16 protein-coding genes and 1 riboswitch are annotated in these 20,193 nt (G+C 71.1%); of the genes, 8 read left to right on the top strand and 8 right to left on the bottom strand.

The window, feature by feature from the left end:
• Positions 1 to 72: 72 nt before the first annotated feature.
• From NOO62_RS07215 to NOO62_RS07195, 5 genes are all read left to right on the top strand, one after another.
• A complete protein-coding gene (locus NOO62_RS07215; RefSeq protein WP_268770072.1) occupies positions 73 to 1,515 on the top strand; it encodes a GuaB1 family IMP dehydrogenase-related protein in 1,443 nt (480 codons plus the stop codon).
• A gap of 315 nt (positions 1,516 to 1,830) precedes the next feature.
• Entirely contained in the window at positions 1,831 to 3,300 is a 1,470-nt protein-coding gene (locus NOO62_RS07210; RefSeq protein WP_268770071.1) for an amino acid permease, read from the top strand.
• 10 nt (positions 3,301 to 3,310) lie between these two features.
• Complete coding sequence (locus NOO62_RS07205; protein ID WP_268770070.1) at positions 3,311 to 3,766, top strand: Lrp/AsnC family transcriptional regulator; 456 nt, start codon at positions 3,311 to 3,313, stop codon at positions 3,764 to 3,766.
• A 212-nt stretch (positions 3,767 to 3,978) separates the two neighbouring features.
• The gene (locus tag NOO62_RS07200) at positions 3,979 to 4,767 is read left to right on the top strand and encodes a carbon-nitrogen hydrolase family protein (RefSeq protein ID WP_268775503.1); all 789 of its coding nucleotides are present in this window, start codon (positions 3,979 to 3,981) and stop codon (positions 4,765 to 4,767) included.
• 61 nt (positions 4,768 to 4,828) lie between these two features.
• Positions 4,829 to 6,538, top strand: coding sequence for a flavin monoamine oxidase family protein (locus NOO62_RS07195; protein ID WP_268770069.1), 1,710 nt, complete (start codon positions 4,829 to 4,831; stop codon positions 6,536 to 6,538).
• Positions 6,539 to 6,564: 26 nt separating this feature from the next.
• Here the strand turns inward: NOO62_RS07195 and NOO62_RS07190 are convergent, their stop codons facing one another.
• From NOO62_RS07190 to NOO62_RS07170, 5 genes are all read right to left on the bottom strand, one after another.
• Positions 6,565 to 7,497 carry an LLM class F420-dependent oxidoreductase gene (locus NOO62_RS07190; protein ID WP_268770068.1) on the bottom strand — a complete coding sequence of 311 codons (933 nt, stop codon included), beginning with the start codon at positions 7,495 to 7,497 and terminating at the stop codon, positions 6,565 to 6,567.
• A 91-nt stretch (positions 7,498 to 7,588) separates the two neighbouring features.
• Positions 7,589 to 8,299, bottom strand: coding sequence for a DUF5995 family protein (locus NOO62_RS07185; RefSeq protein ID WP_268770067.1), 711 nt, complete (start codon positions 8,297 to 8,299; stop codon positions 7,589 to 7,591).
• Between the two features lie 130 nt (positions 8,300 to 8,429).
• Positions 8,430 to 9,650 (bottom strand): Cmx/CmrA family chloramphenicol efflux MFS transporter, encoded by a 1,221-nt coding sequence (locus tag NOO62_RS07180; RefSeq protein ID WP_268770066.1) that lies wholly within the window; start codon positions 9,648 to 9,650, stop codon positions 8,430 to 8,432.
• A gap of 200 nt (positions 9,651 to 9,850) precedes the next feature.
• Positions 9,851 to 11,239, bottom strand: coding sequence for a uracil-xanthine permease family protein (locus NOO62_RS07175; RefSeq protein ID WP_268770065.1), 1,389 nt, complete (start codon positions 11,237 to 11,239; stop codon positions 9,851 to 9,853).
• 97 nt (positions 11,240 to 11,336) lie between these two features.
• Positions 11,337 to 12,548, bottom strand: a complete 1,212-nt coding sequence (locus NOO62_RS07170; protein ID WP_268770064.1) for an MFS transporter — start codon at positions 12,546 to 12,548, stop codon at positions 11,337 to 11,339.
• A gap of 97 nt (positions 12,549 to 12,645) precedes the next feature.
• On the opposite strand from NOO62_RS07170, the gene NOO62_RS07165 reads away from it, so the two are divergent.
• Entirely contained in the window at positions 12,646 to 13,821 is a 1,176-nt protein-coding gene (locus tag NOO62_RS07165; protein ID WP_268770063.1) for an ROK family transcriptional regulator, read from the top strand.
• A 31-nt stretch (positions 13,822 to 13,852) separates the two neighbouring features.
• Here the strand turns inward: NOO62_RS07165 and NOO62_RS07160 are convergent, their stop codons facing one another.
• Genes NOO62_RS07160 through NOO62_RS07150 form a run of 3 tightly spaced genes read right to left on the bottom strand, consistent with a single transcriptional unit; the run spans position 13,853 to position 17,890 of the window.
• Complete coding sequence (locus NOO62_RS07160; protein ID WP_268770062.1) at positions 13,853 to 14,602, bottom strand: SDR family oxidoreductase; 750 nt, start codon at positions 14,600 to 14,602, stop codon at positions 13,853 to 13,855.
• Positions 14,603 to 14,618: 16 nt separating this feature from the next.
• Positions 14,619 to 15,515 carry an RNA polymerase sigma-70 factor gene (locus NOO62_RS07155; protein ID WP_414930776.1) on the bottom strand — a complete coding sequence of 299 codons (897 nt, stop codon included), beginning with the start codon at positions 15,513 to 15,515 and terminating at the stop codon, positions 14,619 to 14,621.
• A 38-nt stretch (positions 15,516 to 15,553) separates the two neighbouring features.
• Positions 15,554 to 17,890 (bottom strand): chitinase C-terminal domain-containing protein, encoded by a 2,337-nt coding sequence (locus NOO62_RS07150; protein ID WP_268770060.1) that lies wholly within the window; start codon positions 17,888 to 17,890, stop codon positions 15,554 to 15,556.
• A gap of 269 nt (positions 17,891 to 18,159) precedes the next feature.
• Positions 18,160 to 18,290: riboswitch (FMN riboswitch) on the top strand.
• Positions 18,291 to 18,471: 181 nt separating this feature from the next.
• Between NOO62_RS07150 and ribD the strand changes: the two genes are divergently transcribed.
• Together ribD and NOO62_RS07140 are read left to right on the top strand one after the other, a co-directional pair.
• Positions 18,472 to 19,557 (top strand): bifunctional diaminohydroxyphosphoribosylaminopyrimidine deaminase/5-amino-6-(5-phosphoribosylamino)uracil reductase RibD, encoded by a 1,086-nt coding sequence (gene ribD / locus NOO62_RS07145; protein ID WP_414930775.1) that lies wholly within the window; start codon positions 18,472 to 18,474, stop codon positions 19,555 to 19,557.
• 1 nt (position 19,558) lies between these two features.
• Positions 19,559 to 20,173: a riboflavin synthase gene (locus NOO62_RS07140; RefSeq protein WP_268770059.1), complete on the top strand. Its 615-nt coding sequence runs from the start codon at positions 19,559 to 19,561 to the stop codon at positions 20,171 to 20,173.
• Positions 20,174 to 20,193: the final 20 nt, after the last annotated feature.

Here is a 20,193-nt window from a genome sequence, read left to right as displayed (position 1 = left end):
GAATGAAGTACGTGCTTTCCCCCCGGTCCAACTGTCCGGGGGCCACCTCTGATCGACTGGGATGAGCAGCACGTGCGCTTCCTCAATGACATCCAGCCTGCGTACGACCTGACGTACGACGACGTCTTCATGGTCCCGAGGCGCTCCGCCGTCGGATCCCGCCAGGGCGTGGACCTCTCGTCGCCCGACGGCACCGGCACCACGATCCCGCTGGTCGTCGCCAACATGACCGCGATCGCGGGACGGCGCATGGCCGAGACCGTCGCCCGCCGCGGCGGCCTCGTCGTCATCCCCCAGGACATCCCGATCGAGGTCGTCACCGAGGTCGTCTCCTGGGTCAAGACGCGCCATCACGTCCTGGACACCCCCATCGTCCTGGCCCCCACGCAGACGGTCGCGGACGCGCTCGCCCTGCTCCCGAAGCGCGCGCACGACGCCGGCGTCGTCGTCGACGCCGACCAGAAGCCCGTCGGTGTCGTCACGGACGCCGACCTGACCGGCGTCGACCGCTTCACGCAGCTCTCCGAGGTCATGTCCAGGGACCTGCTGCTCCTGGACGCCGACATCGACCCGCGCGACGCCTTCAACAAGCTCGACGCCGCCAACCGGCGCTACGCCCCCGCGGTGGACAAGGACGGCCGCCTCGCCGGCATCCTCACCCGTACGGGCGCCCTGCGCGCCACGCTCTACACCCCGGCCGTCGACGCCAACGGCGGCCTGCGCATCGCCGCCGCCGTCGGCATCAACGGCGACGTGGCGGGCAAGGCCAAGCAGCTCCTCGACGCGGGCGTCGACACGCTCGTCGTCGACACCGCGCACGGTCACCAGGAGTCGATGATCGCCGCGGTCAAGGCCGTACGCGCCCTCGACCCGCGGGTCCCGATCGTGGCGGGCAACATCGTCGCCGCCGAGGGCGTCCGCGACCTCATCGAGGCCGGCGCCGACATCATCAAGGTGGGTGTCGGCCCCGGCGCCATGTGCACCACCCGCATGATGACCGGTGTGGGCCGCCCGCAGTTCTCCGCGGTGCTCGAATGCGCCGCCGAGGCCAAGAAGTTCGGCAAGCACGTCTGGGCCGACGGCGGTGTCCGGCACCCCCGCGACGTCGCCATGGCGCTCGCCGCCGGCGCCTCGAACGTCATGGTCGGCTCCTGGTTCGCGGGTACCTACGAGTCCCCGGGCGACCTCCAGCACGACGCCAAGGGCCGTGCCTACAAGGAGTCGTTCGGCATGGCCTCCGCGCGTGCCGTGCGCAACCGCACGTCCGAGGAGTCCGCGTACGACCGCGCCCGCAAGGCGCTCTTCGAGGAGGGCATCTCGACCTCCCGCATGTTCCTCGACCCGGCGAGGCCCGGCGTCGAGGACCTGATCGACTCGATCATCGCGGGCGTCCGCTCGTCCTGCACGTATGCGGGCGCGGCCTCCCTGGAGGAGTTCGCCGAGAAGGCCACGGTCGGCATCCAGAGCGCCGCCGGATACGCGGAGGGCAAGCCCCTGCACGCCAGCTGGAGCTAACCCTTCCCGACCTGCACGAAGGCCCCCGCGGTGCGTCCGCGGGGGCCTTCGTCGTGTCCGCTCGGAGAGCCCCGTCGAGGGGCGGAACGCAACGGACGAAACGGACCGCGCAACGAAGAGACGCGTATGGCGGAAGTGCGCAATGATCATTCGGCGGTACGCAAGGTTGCTGCATTACGGTCGGGAAGCCGGGGACTCTAGAGTCAGGCGCTGAACGTGGTGTGGCGGGGACTGCCTGCTCGGTGGTTCCCGTCGCCAAGCGCGGGTGCCGTGGGTCCTCGCCGCCCTGACCGGCAGCGATGAAGGAGCCAGCGCGTGCTCGACCAAGGCGCACCCCCGCAGAACCGCCCAAGCCCCCCGGGCAGCCCTGGCCTCGCCGGCCGTCTGATGCGCCGCAAGCCGGTGGAACGCCTGATCGAGGAGGGTGGCCAGGGCGAGGGAGGATCGCTGCGCCGCTCCCTCGGCATGTGGCAGCTGACCATGATCAGCATCGGTGCCACGCTCGGTACCGGCATCTTCGTCGTCCTCGGCGAGAGCGTCCCCAAGGCCGGCCCCGCCGTCACCGTCTCCTTCGTGATCGCCGGACTCACCGCGCTCTTCTCGGCGCTCTCGTACGCGGAGCTCGCCGGCTCCATCCCGGTGGCCGGCTCCTCGTACTCGTACGCGTACGCAACGATGGGTGAACTCGTCGCCTGGGTCTGCGGCTGGTGCCTGGTCCTTGAGTACGGCGTCTCGGTCGCCGCGGTCGCGGTCGGCTGGGGCGAGTACCTCAACGAGCTGCTCGACGGCACCATCGGCGTCACCATCCCCGACGCGCTCTCCGCGGCGCCCGGCGAGGTCGACGGCGCGATCATCAACCTGCCCGGCCTGATCGTCGTACTGCTCGCCATGGTGTTCCTGCTCGGCGGCGCCAAGGAGTCGGCGACGGCCAACACGATCATGGTCATCGTGAAGATCGCCGCGCTCGTGCTCTTCTGCACCATCGGCTTCATGGGCTTCAAGTCCGGCAACTACTCGGACTTCATGCCGCTCGGCACGGCCGGTGTCAGCGCCGCCGCCGCGAGCCTATTCTTCTCCTACATCGGCTTCGACGCCGCCTCCACCGCCGGTGAGGAGGCCAAGAACCCGCAGCGCGACCTGCCCCGCGCGATCATGCTGTCGCTGGTCATCGTCACCGCCCTCTACGTCCTGGTCGCCGCCGTCGCCGTCGGCGCCTGGAACTGGAAGGACTTCGAGGGCTCCGAGGCCACGCTCGCCGCGATCATGAACGACGTCAGCGGCCAGAGCTTCTGGGGCACGCTGCTCGCCGCCGGCGCGGTCATCTCCATCGCCTCCGTCGTCCTCACCGTCCTCTACGGCCAGACCCGCGTCCTGTTCGCCATGTCCCGCGACGGCCTGGTCCCCAAGGTGTTCGGCAAGGTCAGCAAGAAGACCGGGACGCCCCGCGTGAACACCGTCATCGTGTCGCTGTTCTGCGGAGCCCTCGCCTCCGTCATCCCGCTCGGCAAGCTCGTCGACGCCACCAGCATCGGCACCCTGTTCGCCTTCGGTCTGGTCAACATCGCCGTCGTCGTGCTGCGCAGGACCCGCCCGGACATGCCGCGCACCTTCCGCGTGCCGCTCGGCTGGCTCTTCCCGGTGCTCGGCTTCGGCTTCTGCGCCTACAACATGTTCAGCCTCGACTCCGTCACCTGGAAGGTCTTCGGTGTCTGGATGGTCGTCGGCCTCGTGTTCTACTTCCTGTACGGCATGAGCCGCTCCCGATTGGCCACAGCAGAGAAGTGATCCACCCCCCGTGCGACTGAACGATCTCGACGAACGCATCGTGCACGCCCTCGCCGAGGACGCCCGCCGCTCCTACGCCGACATCGGCCAGCTGGTCGGACTCTCCGCGCCCGCCGTGAAGCGGCGTGTGGACCGGCTGCGCGCCACCGGAGCCATCACCGGCTTCACGGTCCGCGTGGACCCGGCGGCCCTCGGTTGGGAGACCGAGGGGTTCATCGAGATCTACTGTCGCCGCAACACCTCCCCGGAAGCGATCCAGCGAGGCCTGGAGCGCTATCCGGAGATTTCGTCCGCGTCCACCGTCACCGGTGACGCGGACGCGATCGTCCAGGTCTTCGCCGCCGACATGCGGCACTTCGAACGGGTCCTCGAGCGGATCGCGGGGGAGCCGTTCGTGGAGCGCACGAAGTCGGTGCTCGTGCTCTCGCCCCTGATGCGCCGCTTCTCCTCGGGGTCCCCGGCCTAGGGCACGGGCCCTGGTGATACCCGGGGCATACCCGAGGCATAGTCGCGACCCACGGGGCGCGCGCAACGAATCGCCGTACACGCCCCGCCACGCGCAACGGATCACGCAGCTGCCCGCAACGGTCGCGCCTTGTCCGGGCACGGCCGCCGACCGTACCGTCTTATCGACCCCGCCTTCCCCTTCGTACGCCCCGAGGATCCGCCATGCCTGCGCTGCGCACCGCCCTGCTCCAGAGCTCCGGGCAGCCCGGATCCGTCGACGCGAACCTCGCGGCGCTCGACGACGCCGCCGGACGCGCCGCCGCAGCGGGAGCCGGGCTGCTCGTGGCGCCCGAGCTCCACCTCACCGGGTACGCGATCGGCGACGACATCGCCCGCCTCGCCGAGCCCGCCGACGGCGAGTCCGCGAAGGCCGTCGCCGAGATCGCGGCACGCCACGAGGTCGGCGTCGTCTACGGCTACCCGGAGCGCGAGGGCGACCTCGTCTTCAACTCCGTCCAGCTCATCGGTCCGGACGGGGCCCGCCTCGCGAACTACCGCAAGACCCACCTCTTCGGCGGCTTCGAGCGCGACTCCTTCACCCCCGGCGAGCAGAGCGTCGTCCAGGCCGAGCTCGGCGGCGTCCGGATCGGCCTGATGATCTGCTACGACGTGGAGTTCCCCGAGAACGTCCGCGCGCACGCCCTCGCGGGCACCGACCTGCTCGTCGTGCCGACCGCGCAGATGCACCCCTTCCAGTTCGTCGCCGAGTCCCTCGTGCCGGTGCGCGCCTTCGAGAACCAGCTGTACGTCGCGTACGTCAACCGGGTCGGCCCCGAGGGCGAGTTCGAGTTCGTCGGGCTCTCCACACTGGTCGGGCCCGACGGGGTGGCGCGCGCCCGCGCGGGCCGCGGCGAGGAACTCGTCCTCGGCGACGTCGACCCGGAGTTCCTGAGCGCCTCCCGCGAGAACAACCCGTACCTGCGCGACCGCCGCCCCGGCCTGTACGCGTCCCTCGTCTGAGCCCCCCCCCCGCAGCCCCGCAGCCTTCTGCCTCAGTTCCCCCGCAAGGAGTCCGTACCCCATGACGTCCACTGTGCCCACAGCCATCCAGCACACCGACGCCCAGCCGCCGATCACCATGTTCGGTCCGGACTTCCCGTACGCCTACGACGACTTCCTCGCCCACCCCGCGGGCCTCGGCCAGATACCCGCGACCGAGCACGGCACCGAGGTCGCCGTCATCGGTGGCGGTCTCTCCGGCATCATCGCCGCGTACGAGCTGATGAAGATGGGCCTCAAGCCCGTCGTCTACGAGGCCGACCAGATCGGCGGCCGGCTGCGCACCGTCGGCTTCGAGGGCTGCGACACCGACCTGACCGCCGAGATGGGCGCGATGCGCTTCCCGCCGTCGTCGACGGCGCTGCAGCACTACATCGACCTGGTGGGCCTGAAGACCAGCGCGTTCCCCAACCCGCTCGCCGAGTCGACCCCCTCCACGGTCGTGGACCTCAAGGGCGAGTCGCACTACGCCGAGACCGTCGCCGACCTGCCGCAGGTCTACCGTGACGTCGCGAAGGCGTGGAACGACTGCCTCGAAGAGGGCGCGGACTTCTCCGACATGAACCGCGCCCTGCGCGAGCGCGACGTGCCGAAGATCCGTGAGATCTGGTCGAAGCTCGTCGAGAAGCTCGACAACCAGACGTTCTACGGCTTCCTCTGCGAGTCCGAGGCGTTCAAGTCCTTCCGGCACCGCGAGATCTTCGGCCAGGTCGGCTTCGGCACGGGCGGCTGGGACACCGACTTCCCGAACTCCATCCTGGAGATCCTGCGCGTCGTCTACACCGAGGCCGACGACCACCACCGCGGCATCGTCGGCGGCAGCCAGCAGCTGCCGCTGCGCCTGTGGGACCGCGAGCCGCAGAAGATCGTGCACTGGGAGCCGGGTACGTCCCTGTCCTCGCTGCACGAGGGCGGCGCGCCCAGGCCCGCCGTGACCCGCCTCAACCGCACCGCCGGGAACCGCGTGACGGTCACCGACGCCTCAGGCGACATCCGCACCTTCCAGGCCGCGATCTTCACCGCCCAGTCGTGGATGCTGCTCTCGAAGATCGACTGTGACGACTCGCTCTTCCCCATCGACCACTGGACGGCGATGGAGCGGACCCACTACATGGAGTCGTCGAAGCTCTTCGTGCCGGTGGACCGGCCTTTCTGGCTGGACAAGGCCGTCGACGACAGGGGAAACCCGACGGGTCGTGACGTCATGTCGATGACGCTCACCGACCGGATGACCCGTGGCACGTACCTGCTCGACGACGGGCCCGACAAGCCCGCCGTCATCTGCCTCTCCTACACCTGGTGCGACGACAGCCTGAAGTGGCTGCCGCTCTCGGCGAACGAGCGCATGGACGTCATGCTCAAGTCGCTCGGCGAGATCTACCCGAACGTCGACATCCGGAAGCACATCATCGGCAACCCGGTGACCGTGTCCTGGGAGAACGAGCCCTACTTCATGGGCGCCTTCAAGGCGAACCTGCCGGGGCACTACCGCTACCAGCGGCGCCTGTTCACCCACTTCATGCAGGAGCACCTGCCCGAGGACAAGCGCGGCATCTTCCTCGCGGGCGACGACATCTCCTGGACGGCGGGGTGGGCCGAGGGCGCGGTGCAGACCGCTCTGAACGCGGTGTGGGGCGTCATGCACCACTTCGGCGGGGCGACGGACGCGACGAACCCCGGTCCGGGGGATGTGTACGACGAGATCGCTCCCGTCGAGCTGCCGGAGGACTGACAGCGCCGCTGGGCGGTCCCAGCGGCTTATACCCCCGCCGCCCGGGCCGCCCCGTACACCTCCGCCGCCACGTCCTTCAGTTCCTCCGCGTCCCTCGTGCCGCCCGCGAGGTCGATGAGGATCTCGTCCACCGCGCCCGTGGCGGCGTGTGCTTCGAGGTCCTCGACGATCTGGGCGACGCTGCCCCGGAAGGGGGCGCGCCGGTCGCCCTCGTACGCCTTCGGCGTGTACCGCGCGTTGGCCCGCAGGACGGTCCGGACCGGCTGGGTGCGCCCCCGTTCGGCGGCCAGTTCCTTCAGCGTCTGGGCCTGCTCGGTGAGCGCCGCGGCGCCCGTCGCCACCGGCATCCAGCCGTCCGCGCGGTCGATCAGCCTGCGCTGGGAGCGCGGGCTGTTGGCGGGCAGCAGGACCGGGATCGGCCGGGCGGGCTTGGGCCTGACCACGGACGGCGCGATGGTGGTCAGCTCTCCTTCGTACGCCACCGGGTCAGGACCCCAGACCGCACGGCAGACGTCGAGCAGCTCGTCCAGGACCTTGCCGCGCCGTTCGTAGGGCGCGACGGAGGCGGCCGCGTACTCGTCGCGGGACCAGCCCGTGCCGAAGCCCGCGACGACCCGGCCGCCGCTCGCCGCGTCCAACGAGGCCAGCGAGCGGGCGAGTTGGAACGGCACGTGCAGCGGGGCGACCAGCACGCTGGTGCCGAGACGGGCCCGTTCCGTGGCCGCCGCGGCGAGCGTCAGGGTGATCAGCGGGTCGGCGACCGAGCGGTACGTGTCGGGCCAGGGGCGGCCCGGGATCCCGTACAGGCCCTGCGTGGCGGGCTCGGGGTAGAGGATGCGCTCGTAGACCCACAGGCTTTCGTAGCCCATGTCCTCGGCGGCCCGTGCCACCGCGGGGACGTCGCGTCCGATGGCGTACTGACTGCCCTGCGGAAGGCCCAGGCCGAGAGGGGTCGCCATACCGGTACTCCTTTGCGTCGGGTACATCGGGTACGTCAAGAACGGTCGTTACTACGTCGAGAACGGTCGTTTCAACGTACAACGATCGCCGTCAGTCCGGCAGCGGCGTCAGCAGGATTCGGCCCACCAGACCCACGGCCCCGTCGAGCCGCTCGCCGAACTCCGACGCCACGCCCGGGCATTCGCGCAGCGCCCACAGGGCCCGCCCCGACGCCCAGGCGCCGTCCCTGGCCCGCTCCAAGCTCCAGGAACCTGCCAGATGGGTCAGCGGGTCGCCGACCTGGAGGAGGTCGGGGCCGGGCATCAGCTCCTCGCGGATGCGCTCCTCCAGGGAGACGAGCGAGTCGCCCACGCGCTCGAACTCGTCCTCCAGATCGGCCGGTTCGCACCCGAGCGCACGGCAGCTGTCCACGACGGCGAGGGCGAGATCGTGCCCGATGTGCGCGTTGATGCCCGCGAGTGCGAACTGCAGGGGGTGGATGCCGGGATGGCGGCGGTACTGGAACAGCGGGCGCCAGCAGGCGGGCGGGCGGTGTCCCTCGGCCGCCGCGTCGACGGCCGTGAGGTACCGCTCGGCGAAGCGGACGGCCAGGGTCGTCGCCGCGTGTACGTCGGGGAAGGCGCCCTCGCCGAGGCGCCGGGCGACCTCCTCCGTCACCGTGAGGTAGACGCGGTTGAAGACGGCGACCCCGTCGCGCGGCGGCCAGTCGGCGCCGAGTGCCCGCATCCGCGCCAGCACGCCGTCGACGTCGGCCCCACGGGCCGGGGTCCTGAACTCTGCGAACCGCTCCAACTGCGCCATGGGGGCAGGTTCCCAGTCCGGACCCGCCCCGGACGCCAGCGCACCGGACGCTTCCCCGAAACGAGGGAACGGACGGCGTGCGGGGCGGGCGGGAGTGGACGCGGCGCGGCGCGCCCACTCCCGCGTACGCCTACGAGTGGACGCGGGACTCGGCCAGTCCCTCAGCCGAAGCCGAAGTCGAAGCCGAACGCGGAACCCTCGCGGGGTGCCTTCCGCCGAGTCCGAGCGCCGTACCCCCCACGACCAGCGCAGCCGCCACCAGCGCCGCGCTGAGCCAGAGCGGTGCGCGGTAGCCGAGCCCCGCGGAGATCGCGAGGCCGCCGAGCCACGGGCCGAGGGCGCCGCCCACGTTGAACGCGGCCGTCGCGAACCCGCCCGCCAGACGGGGCGCCTCGGTCGCCGCGTACAGCGCCCGCGCGATCAGCGTGGAACCGACCCCGAACGACAGTGCCCCCTGGACGAGCACCAGCACGACCACCGCCACCGGACGCGCCGCGGTCACCGCGAACAGGACCCACCCGGCGAGCAGCGCGAGCGAGCCGTACACCAGGACCGGCATGGGCCGTACGTCGGCGAGGCGCCCGGCCGCGCCGACGCCGACGAAGGAGCCGACGCCGAACAGCGCGAGCATCGCGGGGACCCAGCCGGAGCCGAGACCCGTGACGTGGGTGACGACGGGGGAGAGGTAGGTGAACGTGCAGAACGTCGCGCCGTTGACCAGCGCGCCGAGCAGCAGCGTCACCACGAGCCGCGGACCGCGCAGCGCGCGCAGCTCCCCGACCGCACTCGTCTTCTCCGTTTCGGGCGCCCCCGCCGGTACCGCCCGCGCGATGGCGAGCAGGGCGGGCAGCGAGAGCAGGGCCACCGCCCAGAACGCCGAGCGCCAGCCCCACGCCTCGCCGAGCAGCGCGCCCGCGGGCACTCCCGCGACACAGGCGACGGTCACGCCGCCGAGCAGCGCGGACGTGGCGCGCCCTTTGGCGTCGGGCTCGACCATGCTCGTGGCGGTGACCAGCGCGACGGCGAGGAAGCCCGCGTTGGCGAGGGCGCCGACGACGCGGGTCACGAGGAGGACGGCGAAGCTGGTGGTGAGCGCGCCGACGACATGGACGAGCAGGAAGGTGACGAGGAAGACCAGGAGCGCGCTCCGGCGCGAGAAGCGGCGGCTCAGAAGGGCCATGAGCGGCGCGCCGACGATCATTCCCACGGCGAACGCCGAGGTCAGATGGCCCGCGGCCGGAACGGTGACGGACAGGTCGCGCGCGATGTCGGGGATCAGTCCCGACAGCATGAACTCGGAGGTTCCTTGCGCGAAAACGGCAAGCCCGAGGAGGTACAGGGCAAAGGGCACAGCAGGACTCCGCAACCACGATGTGGATCGAAAGGATCAGGGCACGGGGCGGTGATCCGGTGGCGGCGGCGGCGCGGAGGCCGGCACGTCAGCGCTGTGGCGCGAGAAGCCACCGGACGACCGGTGGCGTGAGTCTGTCGGACTCGGGGGAAGACATGGTGCGCACCTTAATCAGGCGTGACGCACCACGTCCAACGGTTTCAGGAGCGCTCGCGGTTCTCGTCGTCGTACGTCGACGTGCCCGAATCGAGCAGTGGTTCCTGCGACTTGAGGTGGGCGGGGGCGAAGGCACGCAGTACGTGGTAGCCCGTGATGACGACGATCGTGCCGAGCGCGATACCGCTCAGCTGGAAGTTGTCGCTGATCTTCAGGGAGACGCCGCCGACGCCGATGATGATGCCCGCGGCGGCCGGTACGAGGTTCAGCGGGTTGCGCAGGTCGACCTTGGCGTTGATCCAGATCTGGGCGCCGAGCAGGCCGATCATGCCGTACAGGATGACGGTGATGCCGCCGAGCACGCCGCCGGGGATGGCGGCCACGACCGCGCCGAACTTGGGGCAGAGGCCGAAGAGCAGGGCGAAGCAGGCCGCCGCCCAGTACGCGGCCGTGGAGTAGACGCGGGTCGCGGCCATCACGCCGATGTTCTCGGAGTACGTGGTGTTGGGAGGGCCGCCGACCGCGGTGGAGAGCATGGAGGCGGCGCCGTCGGCGGAGATCGCCGTGCCGAGCTTGTCGTCGAGGTTGTCGCCGGTCATCTCGCCGACGGCCTTCACGTGACCCGCGTTCTCGGCGATCAGCGCGATGACGACGGGCAGCGCCACGAGGATCGCCGACCACTCGAAGCTCGGCGCGTGGAACGACGGCAGGCCGATCCAGTCGGCGTCGCCCACCGCGGACAGGTCCAGGCGCCAGTGGTCGACGACCTTGCCCGACGCGTCCGCCGAGTGGATCTTGCCGAAGACCTGGTCGAGGACCCAGGAGATGCCGTACCCGAAGATCAGGCCCATGAAGATCGCGATGCGCGACCAGAAGCCGCGCAGGCACACCACGGCGAGGCCGGTGAACAGCATCACCATGAGCGCCGTCCACTGGTCCTGCGGCCAGTACGTCGACGCCGTCACCGGCGCCAGGTTGAAGCCGATCAGCATGACGACCGCGCCGGTCACGATCGGTGGCATCGCGGCGTGGATGATCCGCGCCCCGAACTTCTGCACGGCGAGGCCCACCAGGAACAGCGCGCCGCCGACGACGAAGACCGCGCCGGTCACCGTCGCGCTGGAGCCGCCCTGCGCGCGGATGACCGCGGCGACGCCCACGAAGGAGAGCGAGCAGCCCAGATAGCTGGGCACCCGGCCGCGCGTGGCGAGCAGGAAGATGACGGTGGCGACGCCCGACATCATGATCGCGAGGTTGGGGTCGAGGCCCATGAGCACGGGGGCCACGAAGGACGCCCCGAACATGGCGACCACGTGCTGGGCGCCGAGCCCGAAGGTGCGCGGCCAGGAGAGCCGCTCGTCGGGACGGACGACGGCTCCGGGCGCGGGGGTGCGCCCGTCGCCGTGCAGCTTCCAGCGCACGCCGAGATCCATGGTGAGTAGTCGCTTTCTGTGCGCCGAACCGGGGCCGGTCCTGATGGCCGGAAATGATCGACGCCATGTTAATGCGACGTAAGTACGGCCCCGCCGGTCAGGACCTCGGTCCGGGCGCCGTCACGTCCGCGGGTGCGGCCTGCGCCGCCTTGCGGCCACCCGTGCGCAGGACGCCCGCGAAGACCGTGAGGCCGCAGGCGAGCAGCGTCACCAGGCCGAAGGAGGCCACGAGGCTCGTCGCCTGCGCGAGGGCGCCGATCGCGGAGGGGGCGATGAGGCTGGAGGTGTACGTGATGGTGGCGACACCGGCGATGGCCTGGCTGGGGTTGGGGCCGCTGTGCCCGGCCGCGGCGAAGGCGAGCGGCACCACGACCGCGATGCCGAGGCCCATCAGCGCGAACCCGCCCATGGCCATCACGGGATGCGTGGCGAGGACGACGAGGAGCCCGCCGACCGCCGCGAGGACGCCACCGGCCCGGACCGTGCGCACCGCGCCGAACCGGTTGACCACCGCGTCGCCCGCGAGCCGTGCGACGGCCATGGTGAGCGTGAAGCCCGTGGTGGAGGCGGCGGCGACACCGGCCGACGTGTCCAGGACGTCTCGCAGGTAGACCGCCGACCAGTCCAGGCTCGCGCCCTCCGCGAAGACCGCGCAGAAGCCGACGGCGCCGATGAGCAGCGCCGACTTGGGCGGCAGCGAGAACCGCGGCGGCGCCTCCTCCTCGGGCTCCGGTTGCAGGTCGAGGACGCCCTGGCAGGCGACGAGGCCGAGCGCGGTCAGCGTGGCGGCGGCCAGCGCGTGGTGCAGGCGGGCGTCCGAGCCGAGGTGGGCTGCGACCGTGCCCGCCGCGGAGCCGATCAGGGCGCCGACGCTCCACATGCCGTGCAGCCCCGACATGATCGACTTCCGCATGCGGGACTCGGTCTCGACGCCGAGCGCGTTCATCGTCACGTCGGACATGCCGGAGGTCGCGCCGTACACGAAGAGCGCCAGGCAGAGCGTGGGCAGGTTCGGCGCGAGGGAGGGCAGGACCAGCGCGAGCGTCCACATGACGAGGAGGCCGCGCAGCGCGGTGCGGGCCCCGAAGCGGTGGCTGATCCGGCTCGCCAGCGGCATCGCGACGGACGCGCCGATCGCGGGGAAGGCCAGGGCGAGGCCGAGCATGCCCGCGCTGACGTCGGCGTGGTCCTGGATCCAGGGGACCCGGGTCGCGAAGGATCCGGCGACCGCGCCGTGCACGCAGAACACGGCCGCGACGGCGAGCCGCGCCCGCTTCAACCGCTGTTTGTCGTAGACCACTTCACTCATTCCGCTCCGCCCCTCCCGCGTGCTGACTCGATCCGGCGACGTAAACTATCAGGAACCCTGCCTGATAAATAGAAGATTCCTGTGGGAGGATCCGGCCATGCCTGTGTCGCCTGCCTCACCGAGTACCGCCCGAGCCATCAACGACCGGCTCGCGCTGGGGCTCCTGCAGAGCGAAGGGCCGCTCACCGCGAACCAGTTGAAGCAGCTCACCGGCCTGTCGCGGCCCTCGGTCGCCGATCTCGTCGAGCGGCTCCAGGGCTCCGGGCTCATCACGGTCGTCGGGGAGGCGGGTGCCCAGCGACGCGGCCCGAATGCCCGCCTGTACGGCATAGTCGCCGACCGCGCCCACCTCGCCGCGCTCGACGTGCGCACCGAGAGCGTCTCCGTCGTCGTCACCGACCTGCTCGGCGCGGTCCTCGCCGAGGCCTCCGCGCCCATCGGAGACAGCACCGGCACCGGACCCGCCGTCGAGCGCGCCGTCGCCCTCGTCGAGCGCACGGCCCAAGAGGGCGGTGTGCAGCGCCTGCACACCGTCGGCATCGGCGCCCCGGGTCTCATCGACCCCGCCACCGGCGACCTGCACGACACGTCCTCGCTGCCCGCCTGGCACCGCCACCTCGCGGGCACCCTCCACGAGCGGCTCGGCGCCCGCGTCCTCGTGGAGAACGAGACCAACCTCGCGGCGCGCGCCGAACGCAGGGACGGCGCCGCGCACGACCGCGACACGTTCGTGCTGCTCTGGCTCGGCGACGGCGTCGGCGCCGCGGTCGTGCTCGACGGCGTGCTGCGCAGGGGCGCGTCGGGCGGCGCCGGTGAGATCGGGTTCCTGCCGGTGCCGGGCACGAGCACCCTGCCGTCGGCCACCAGCTGCGAGGGCGGCTTCCACACGCTGGCCTGCGCGGCGGCCCTGCGCGAACTCGGCGCGGAGCACGGCATCCTGGAGCCCGGCATGTCAGGCGCCGACGTGGTGCGGCGCGCGGTCGAGACCGGCGAGGACGCGTTCCTGGACGCCGCCGCCGACCGGGTGGCCGTCGGGGCGGCGGCGATGGCCGCGATCCTCGACCCCGGCTGCGTGGTCCTCGGCGGTGAGGTGGGCCGCGCGGGCGGCGCCGAGCTCGCCGCCCGGGTCACGAACCGCGTCGCCGCCATGTCGCCCCTGCGCACGGAGGTGCGGGCCGGCACGCTGGGCGGGGCCGCGGTGCTGCGGGGCGCGCTGCTCGCGGCACGGGACGCGGCGCAGGACGAGCTGTTCGGACCGCGGTCGGGTCACTGACAGCTCGTGCAACCGCGGCTCCGAGCCCGCCTCACCTCCGTACGCCCCCGGACCGCACCGCCAGATACTCCTCGAACGTCCCCTTGCCCACGGCCCGGTCCGGTGTCAGATGGCCGCCCGCCCGCGCCGCACGGTACGTGCGGCCCGCGAGCCGCACCGGCAGCACCCGGCGCCGCTTCCCGCTCGCCCGCAGGTAGGCGCGGGCCAGGTCGGGGAAGGTGCGGACCTCGGGGCCTCCCATGTCGTCGACGCGCCCCGCCGGAGGCGCCGCCGCCAGCTGCGCCAGGCGGTCCGCGACCTCGCCGACCTCGATCGGCTGGTCGCTGACCCCACCGGGCAGCAGCATGACGGGAAGCTTCGCCGAGGCCTCCATGATCCGCAGGACCAGATCGTGGAACTGCGTGGTCCGCAGCACGGTCCAGCCGAGCCCGGACTCCTCGACCAGCCGTTCGACCGCGAGCTTCGACTTGTAGTAGCCGAGCGGCACCCGGTCGATGCCGACGATCGAGATGTAGACCAGATGGGCGACGCCCGCCTTCCCGGCCGCGGCGATCAGGTTCCGGGCGGCACGCTCGTCACCGCCGCGCGGCGTGGTCGCGCAGTGTACGATCACGTCCACGCCGGTCACGGCCGCGTCCAGGCCCGTGCCCTCGCGCAGGTCGACGGCGTAGGGCTGGGTGTGGCGGCTGAGTACCCGTACCTCGTGACCGTCCGCGCGCAGCCGCTCGGTCACGAGGCGGCCGAGGGTTCCCGTACCACCGGTCACCAGGATCGTGCTCATCACAGCTCCTTCGTCGTCATGCGGCGGTCAACTGGCGTTCCACGAACGCCAGCTTGTCCGGATTGACGACCGACCGTACCCCGGTGACGACCCCGTCGCCCCCTTCGAACGAGGCGACGGCCGTCAGATGTCCCGCCGTCCGCATGACCATCGCGGGCGCGCCGTTGACCTCGGCGTACGAAACCTCGGCGGACCCGAACTTCGCCGTGATGCCCGCCAGGAACCGCAGGACGTTGTCGCGCCCGAGGATCGGCGTGGCCGCCGCGGCGACCTTGCCGCCGCCGTCGCCCCACCACGTGACGTCCCTGGCCAGTATCTTCTCCAGGCCGACGACATCGCCCTCGCGGGCCGCGGCGACGAACGACTCGACGAACCGCTGCCGCAGCTCGTGCCCCGGCGCGAAGCGGGGCCGCGCGTCGGCGACCGCCCTGGCCGCCCTGCGGTACAGCTGGCGGCAGCCCGCCTCGCTCGCGTCGAGGACGCCCGCGATCTCCCGGTGGCTGTACGAGAAGGCCTCCCGCAGCACGTAGACCGCGCGCTCCCTGGGCGTCAGCCGCTCCAGGAGGACGAGCAGGGCCATCGAGACCGCCTCCCGCTGCTCCGCGGACTCCAGCGGCCCCAGCGTGCCGCCGGAGGTGATGACCGGCTCCGGCAGCCAGGTGCCCACGTACTGCTCACGGCGGGCGCGGGCCGAGGTCAGCCGGTTCAGGCAGAGGTTCGTGACGGTCTTGGCCAGCCAGGCGGCGGGCTGTTCGATGTCCTCGCGGCGGGTGCCGTTCCACCGCAGGTACGCGTCCTGCACGGCGTCCTCCGCCTCCTGCGCGGAGCCGAGTATGCGGTAGGCAAGGCCGAACATCCGGGGGCGGTGGGACTCGAACTCCTCGGCCAGTGCCGTTGCGGTGCTCACGCCCATAGGGTGCCAAATCCCGCGGGCGTGAGCACTCCGGACAGTCAGCAGGCGCCGAGATCCTGCCAAACCCCCCATGTGCCACCGGCGCCGGGCTCATCGCCCTTCGTCCACCACTTGGCCTTCCAGGTGTGGGACTTGTGGGACACGGTGGTCCCGCTGCCGTACTCGGTGCCCGAACCCCACGCGGGAGCCGTGCACTTGCCGGGCGTCGGCGGGTCGGTCGGGTCCGGCGGGTCGGTCGGACCCGTGCCGCCGCCCGGCTCGACGACGGTGGTGCCGCGCGCCAGGTCACCGGCGAGCGCGTACGTCGTGCCGCTGATGTTCACCGTCCAGTTCCACGGCGTGGACGTCGGCAGGTAGTAGTTGAACGAGAGGTCCACGGAGGCGCCGGGGGCAAGGGACTGCCAGGCCGGGAGCTTCAGGGACACCCGGTGGAAGTCGCCCTTCAGGCCGCCGACGTTGCTTCCCGTGTGGTCGCTGCTGATCACCTTCGTACCGAAACCGGACTGGTCGGAGGCGTTGCCCGGGGCCGCGGTGGAGTAGTCGAACTGGAACTCGGTGCCGCCGGGCAGCGCCGTCTTCGTGTTGTTGGTGATCTTCACCTTGGGCGTGATCGGGTAGTTGGAGTCGCCCAGCTTGAAGTCGCCGAACTCCACACCGATGTCGACGGCCTTGGCGGGCAGCTCCTTGTTGGAGACCTTCGCGCCGTACGGCTTGGCGTTCTTGAACTTGTCGTACATCAGCGAGGTGAGCGTGTCGCCCATCTCGTACTGGCCCGACGCGCCGTTCCAGCGGTAGTCGCCCGCCATCTCCCAGATCATCGTGCCGCCGATGCCCCGGTCGACCACGTAGTCGGCCTTCTTCGCCACCGACTCCTCGTCCTCCGTGGACAGGAAGACCTTCTTGTCGGCGTTCCACAGCCACGGCGCGACGAGCGTGGAGCTGTACTTGCGGGCGTAGGAGCCGGTCAGCTTGGTGTCCGCGGGGAAGCCGTACTTGGTGACGTAGTCGCCGACGATCCCCTTCTCCAGGTTCTTGGCGTGCCACATCGGGTTGGAGCCCGCCGGGGACTCCTTGCCGTTGTCGTCCTTGTCGTGCCAGAGGTTGTCGATGCCGACCGCGCCGTTACCGCACTTGGTCAGGCCGGAGCCGGCCGGGCAGCTGGTCGCTGCCGCCTTGCCCCACAGTCCGTCGGTGCCGCCCTGCACGTTCTTGAACCCGCGGGTGTAGTACGGCAGGCCGATGTTGATGCGGCCCGCGGGCATCGACCCGCGGAAGTAGTGGTAGGCCCAGTCGGTGTTCAGATAGCCGATGCCGCCGTACTGGGAGCTGCCGTAGACGTTCGCCGCCGCGAGCTCGGCGTCCTTGCCGTCGTCGAAGAGGGAGGCGTTGGGGCCGACGTACTCGTTCCAGGCGCCGTGCAGGTCGTACGACATGATGTTGACGTAGTCCAGGTACTTCTGGACCTGGAAGGTCTCCATGCCGCGCAGCAGGTAGCCGGACGAGGGCGCCGCCACCGTCAGCATGTAGTGCTTGCCGTCGGCCGCGCCCGCCTTGTCGAGCTTCTGGCGCAGGGACTTCATGAGCGCCGCGTAGCCCTTGACGAGTCCGCCGCGGCGGGCGTTGGAGATCGAGTAGTCGAGCGGGTTGCCCGCGTCCTTCATCGTGGTCGGGTACTCGTAGTCGATGTCGACGCCGTTGAAGCCGTACTTCTTTATGAAGGCGACCGCGGAGTCGGCGAACGTGTCGATGCCCGCCTGGTTCACGGAGCCGTCCGCGTTGGTGGCCATCGAGTAGAAGCCGCCGGAGTCCACGCGCTTGCCGTCGTCACCGAAGTAGCCGCCGGTCTCGGCCCAGCCGCCCACCGAGATCAGCGTCTTGACGTCCGGGTGCTGCTTCTTGAACTTGGTGAGCTGGTTGAAGTGGCCCTTGTAGGGCAGCGCCGGGTCCATCTCGGCGCCCGCCACGCCCGGCCACGTCATGCCGGTGGCGGCGTTCTTCTCGCTGTCGGAGCCGACGGAGAGCTTGTTGTCCTTGTCGACGTGCGCGAAGGCGTAGTTGATGTGGGTGATCTTGTCCCACGGTATGTCCTTGGCGAGGTAGGCGGGCTCGCCGTTCTTGCCGGTGCGCCAGCCGGTGAAGTAGCCGATGGTGCGGCGCTGGTGGTCGGCGCCCATCTTCTCGCGGCCGGCACTGTCGTAGACGGAGCAGTAGGGGACATCGACCCCGGGCGTCTGATAGAGGCCGTCGGGGCGACAGGACGCGTCGTCGGCGGCGGCGGCCGGGGCGGCGCCGCCGGAGACCAGACTGAGCAGCAGTCCTGCGACGGCTGCGCCGGACGCGAGCAGCGTGGGTCTCGCGCGGTTGAGGGACGGCAAGGGAGCCTCCTGGGAGGGTGCGGAACACGAGCGGGGCGGAACAACACAACTGGCACAGATGTGGATCGTTCTGGGGCCCCGGGCGTGCACGCCGTCGGCTCCTGCTCCTCGGAGGTGACGGTGAGATTAAAAGGACTAGACCAGTGCGTCAATAGGTCTGGACCAAGTTGGTTGAAAGTGATGTTGAATGGTCATGCTGTGATCCAGCCCACAACTGTTCACCCGTATGGCCCACATCCGGTCATGGCACACTGGCCTCGTACCAGAAGCAGCGCACTCCGGGGTCGGTGTAATTCCGAACCGGCGGTTACAGTCCGCGACCCGGTCACCTCCAGTGACCGGTTGACCAGGTGAAATTCCTGGACCGACGGTGAAAGTCCGGATGGGAGGCAGTGCGCGGCGGGCGGGCATCTTTGCACGCCGTCGTCATGGCTCGTTCCTGGCCCAGGCCCGGAGCGGTCTCCGGGTTTCCGGGGACAGGTGTCATCCGGCGCAGGCGTTGCCGCAGGTGTCGTCGTCCGTACGTTCTGTCGTCATCGACAGCGCCCCGGAGTCCGTGCCCGAAGAGGCAGGAGGACCCGGTGGCCACCGCCGTAGCCGAAGCAGCCGCCATGCGGCGCGCCATCACGCTGGCCGCCCGCGGCCTCGGCTCCACCAGCCCCAACCCCGTCGTCGGCTGCGTCGTCCTCGACGCCGCGGGCGAGAGCGTCGGCGAGGGCTGGCACCAGCGCGCCGGAGGGCCCCACGCCGAGGTCCACGCCCTGCGCGCGGCCGGCGAGCGGGCCCGCGGCGGCACTGCCCTCGTCACCCTCGAACCCTGCAACCACACCGGCCGCACAGGCCCGTGCGCCCAGGCCCTCATCGACGCGGGCGTCACCCGTGTCGTCTACGCGGTCGGCGATCCCGACCCGGCCGCGACCGGCGGCGCGCACACCCTGCGTACGGCCGGAATCGCGGTGGCACAGGGCCTGCTGGAGGCCGAGGCCGCCGAGGTGAACGCCGCCTGGCTGACCTCCGTCCGGCTCGGCCGCCCGCACGTCACCTGGAAGTACGCCGCCACGCTCGACGGCCGCATCGCCGCCGCCGACGGCACCAGCCGCTGGATCACCTCCGCCGAGTCCCGCGCCGACGTGCACCGGCTGCGCGCCGAGTGCGACGCCGTCGTCGTCGGCTCCGGCACCCAGCGCGCCGACGACCCGCACCTCGCCGTGCGGGACATCGAAGGTGCCGTACAGCCGCTGCGGGTCGTCGTCGACACCCACGGCACCGCCGTCACGCCGGGCGCCCGAGTCCTCGACGACGCGGCGCCCACCCTGATCGCCGTCGCCGACGACAGCACCCCCGTCCATGACGGCCAGACCGTCCGACTCCCGCGCGCCGAAGGCGGGTTGGACATCCGAGCCCTCCTCGATGTGCTCCACGCGCGTGGCGTGCGGTCCGTCCTCCTCGAGGGCGGCCCGACCCTCGCCGGAGCCTTTGTCGCCGCCGGCTGCGTCGACCGCGTCGTCGGCTACCTCGCCCCCGTCCTCCTCGGCGCGGGCCCCGCGGCCCTGGACGGCGGCGGAATCACGACCATCACCAAAGCGTTGCGGCTCGACGTGAGCGACACCGTCCGCATCGGCCCCGACCTGCGCATCACCGCGACCCTCGTAGCGAAGGAGCACTGAAGTGTTCACCGGAATCGTCGAAGAGCTGGGCGAGATCACGGCCGTCGAGAACCTCCCCGACGCCTCCCGCTTCCGCCTGCGCGGCCCCGTCGTCACCGAGGGCGCCGAACACGGCGACTCCATCGCGGTCAACGGCGTCTGTCTGACGGTCGTGGAGCACGAGGGCGACGAGTTCACCGCCGACGTCATGGCCGAGACCCTGAACCGCTCCAGCCTCGGGGCGCTCGCGGTCGGCTCCCGCGTCAACCTGGAGCGCCCCACCGCGGTCGGCGCCCGCCTCGGCGGACACATCGTGCAGGGGCACGTCGACGGGACCGGCGAGATCGTCGAGCGCAAGCCGTCCGAGAACTGGGAGATCGTCAAGGTCTCGCTCCCGGCGGCTCTCTCCCGCTACGTCGTGGAGAAGGGCTCCATCACCGTCGACGGAGTCAGCCTCACCGTGGTCGACGCGGGCCCCGACTTCTTCACCATCAGCCTCATCCCCACGACCCTCGCGCTGACCACGCTCGGCATCAAGCAGCCCGGCGACCCGGTCAACCTCGAGGTCGACGTCATCGCCAAGTACGTCGAGCGCCTGCTCGGCGACCGCGCACACCAGCAGGGGGCCGCACAGTGAACTGGCTCAACTCCGAAGCC

Source organism: Streptomyces sp. Je 1-369 (genome assembly GCF_026810505.1).
Taxonomy (GTDB): domain Bacteria; phylum Actinomycetota; class Actinomycetes; order Streptomycetales; family Streptomycetaceae; genus Streptomyces.
The sequence above is the reverse complement of the archived record's forward strand: the minus strand, read 5'-3'. Positions and strand labels throughout refer to the sequence as shown.

Excerpts from the sequence above, each read along its gene's own strand:
- NOO62_RS07175 (WP_268770065.1), bottom strand. The coding sequence starts at position 11,239 with ATGGATCTCGGCGTGCGCTGGAAGCTGCACGGCGACGGGCGCACCCCC.
- NOO62_RS07185 (WP_268770067.1), bottom strand. The coding sequence starts at position 8,299 with ATGGCGCAGTTGGAGCGGTTCGCAGAGTTCAGGACCCCGGCCCGTGGG.
- NOO62_RS07165 (WP_268770063.1), top strand. The coding sequence starts at position 12,646 with ATGCCTGTGTCGCCTGCCTCACCGAGTACCGCCCGAGCCATCAACGAC.
- NOO62_RS07170 (WP_268770064.1), bottom strand. The coding sequence starts at position 12,548 with ATGAGTGAAGTGGTCTACGACAAACAGCGGTTGAAGCGGGCGCGGCTC.
- NOO62_RS07195 (WP_268770069.1), top strand. The coding sequence starts at position 4,829 with ATGACGTCCACTGTGCCCACAGCCATCCAGCACACCGACGCCCAGCCG.
- NOO62_RS07190 (WP_268770068.1), bottom strand. The coding sequence starts at position 7,497 with ATGGCGACCCCTCTCGGCCTGGGCCTTCCGCAGGGCAGTCAGTACGCC.
- NOO62_RS07155 (WP_414930776.1), bottom strand. The coding sequence starts at position 15,515 with ATGGGCGTGAGCACCGCAACGGCACTGGCCGAGGAGTTCGAGTCCCAC.
- NOO62_RS07160 (WP_268770062.1), bottom strand. The coding sequence starts at position 14,602 with ATGAGCACGATCCTGGTGACCGGTGGTACGGGAACCCTCGGCCGCCTC.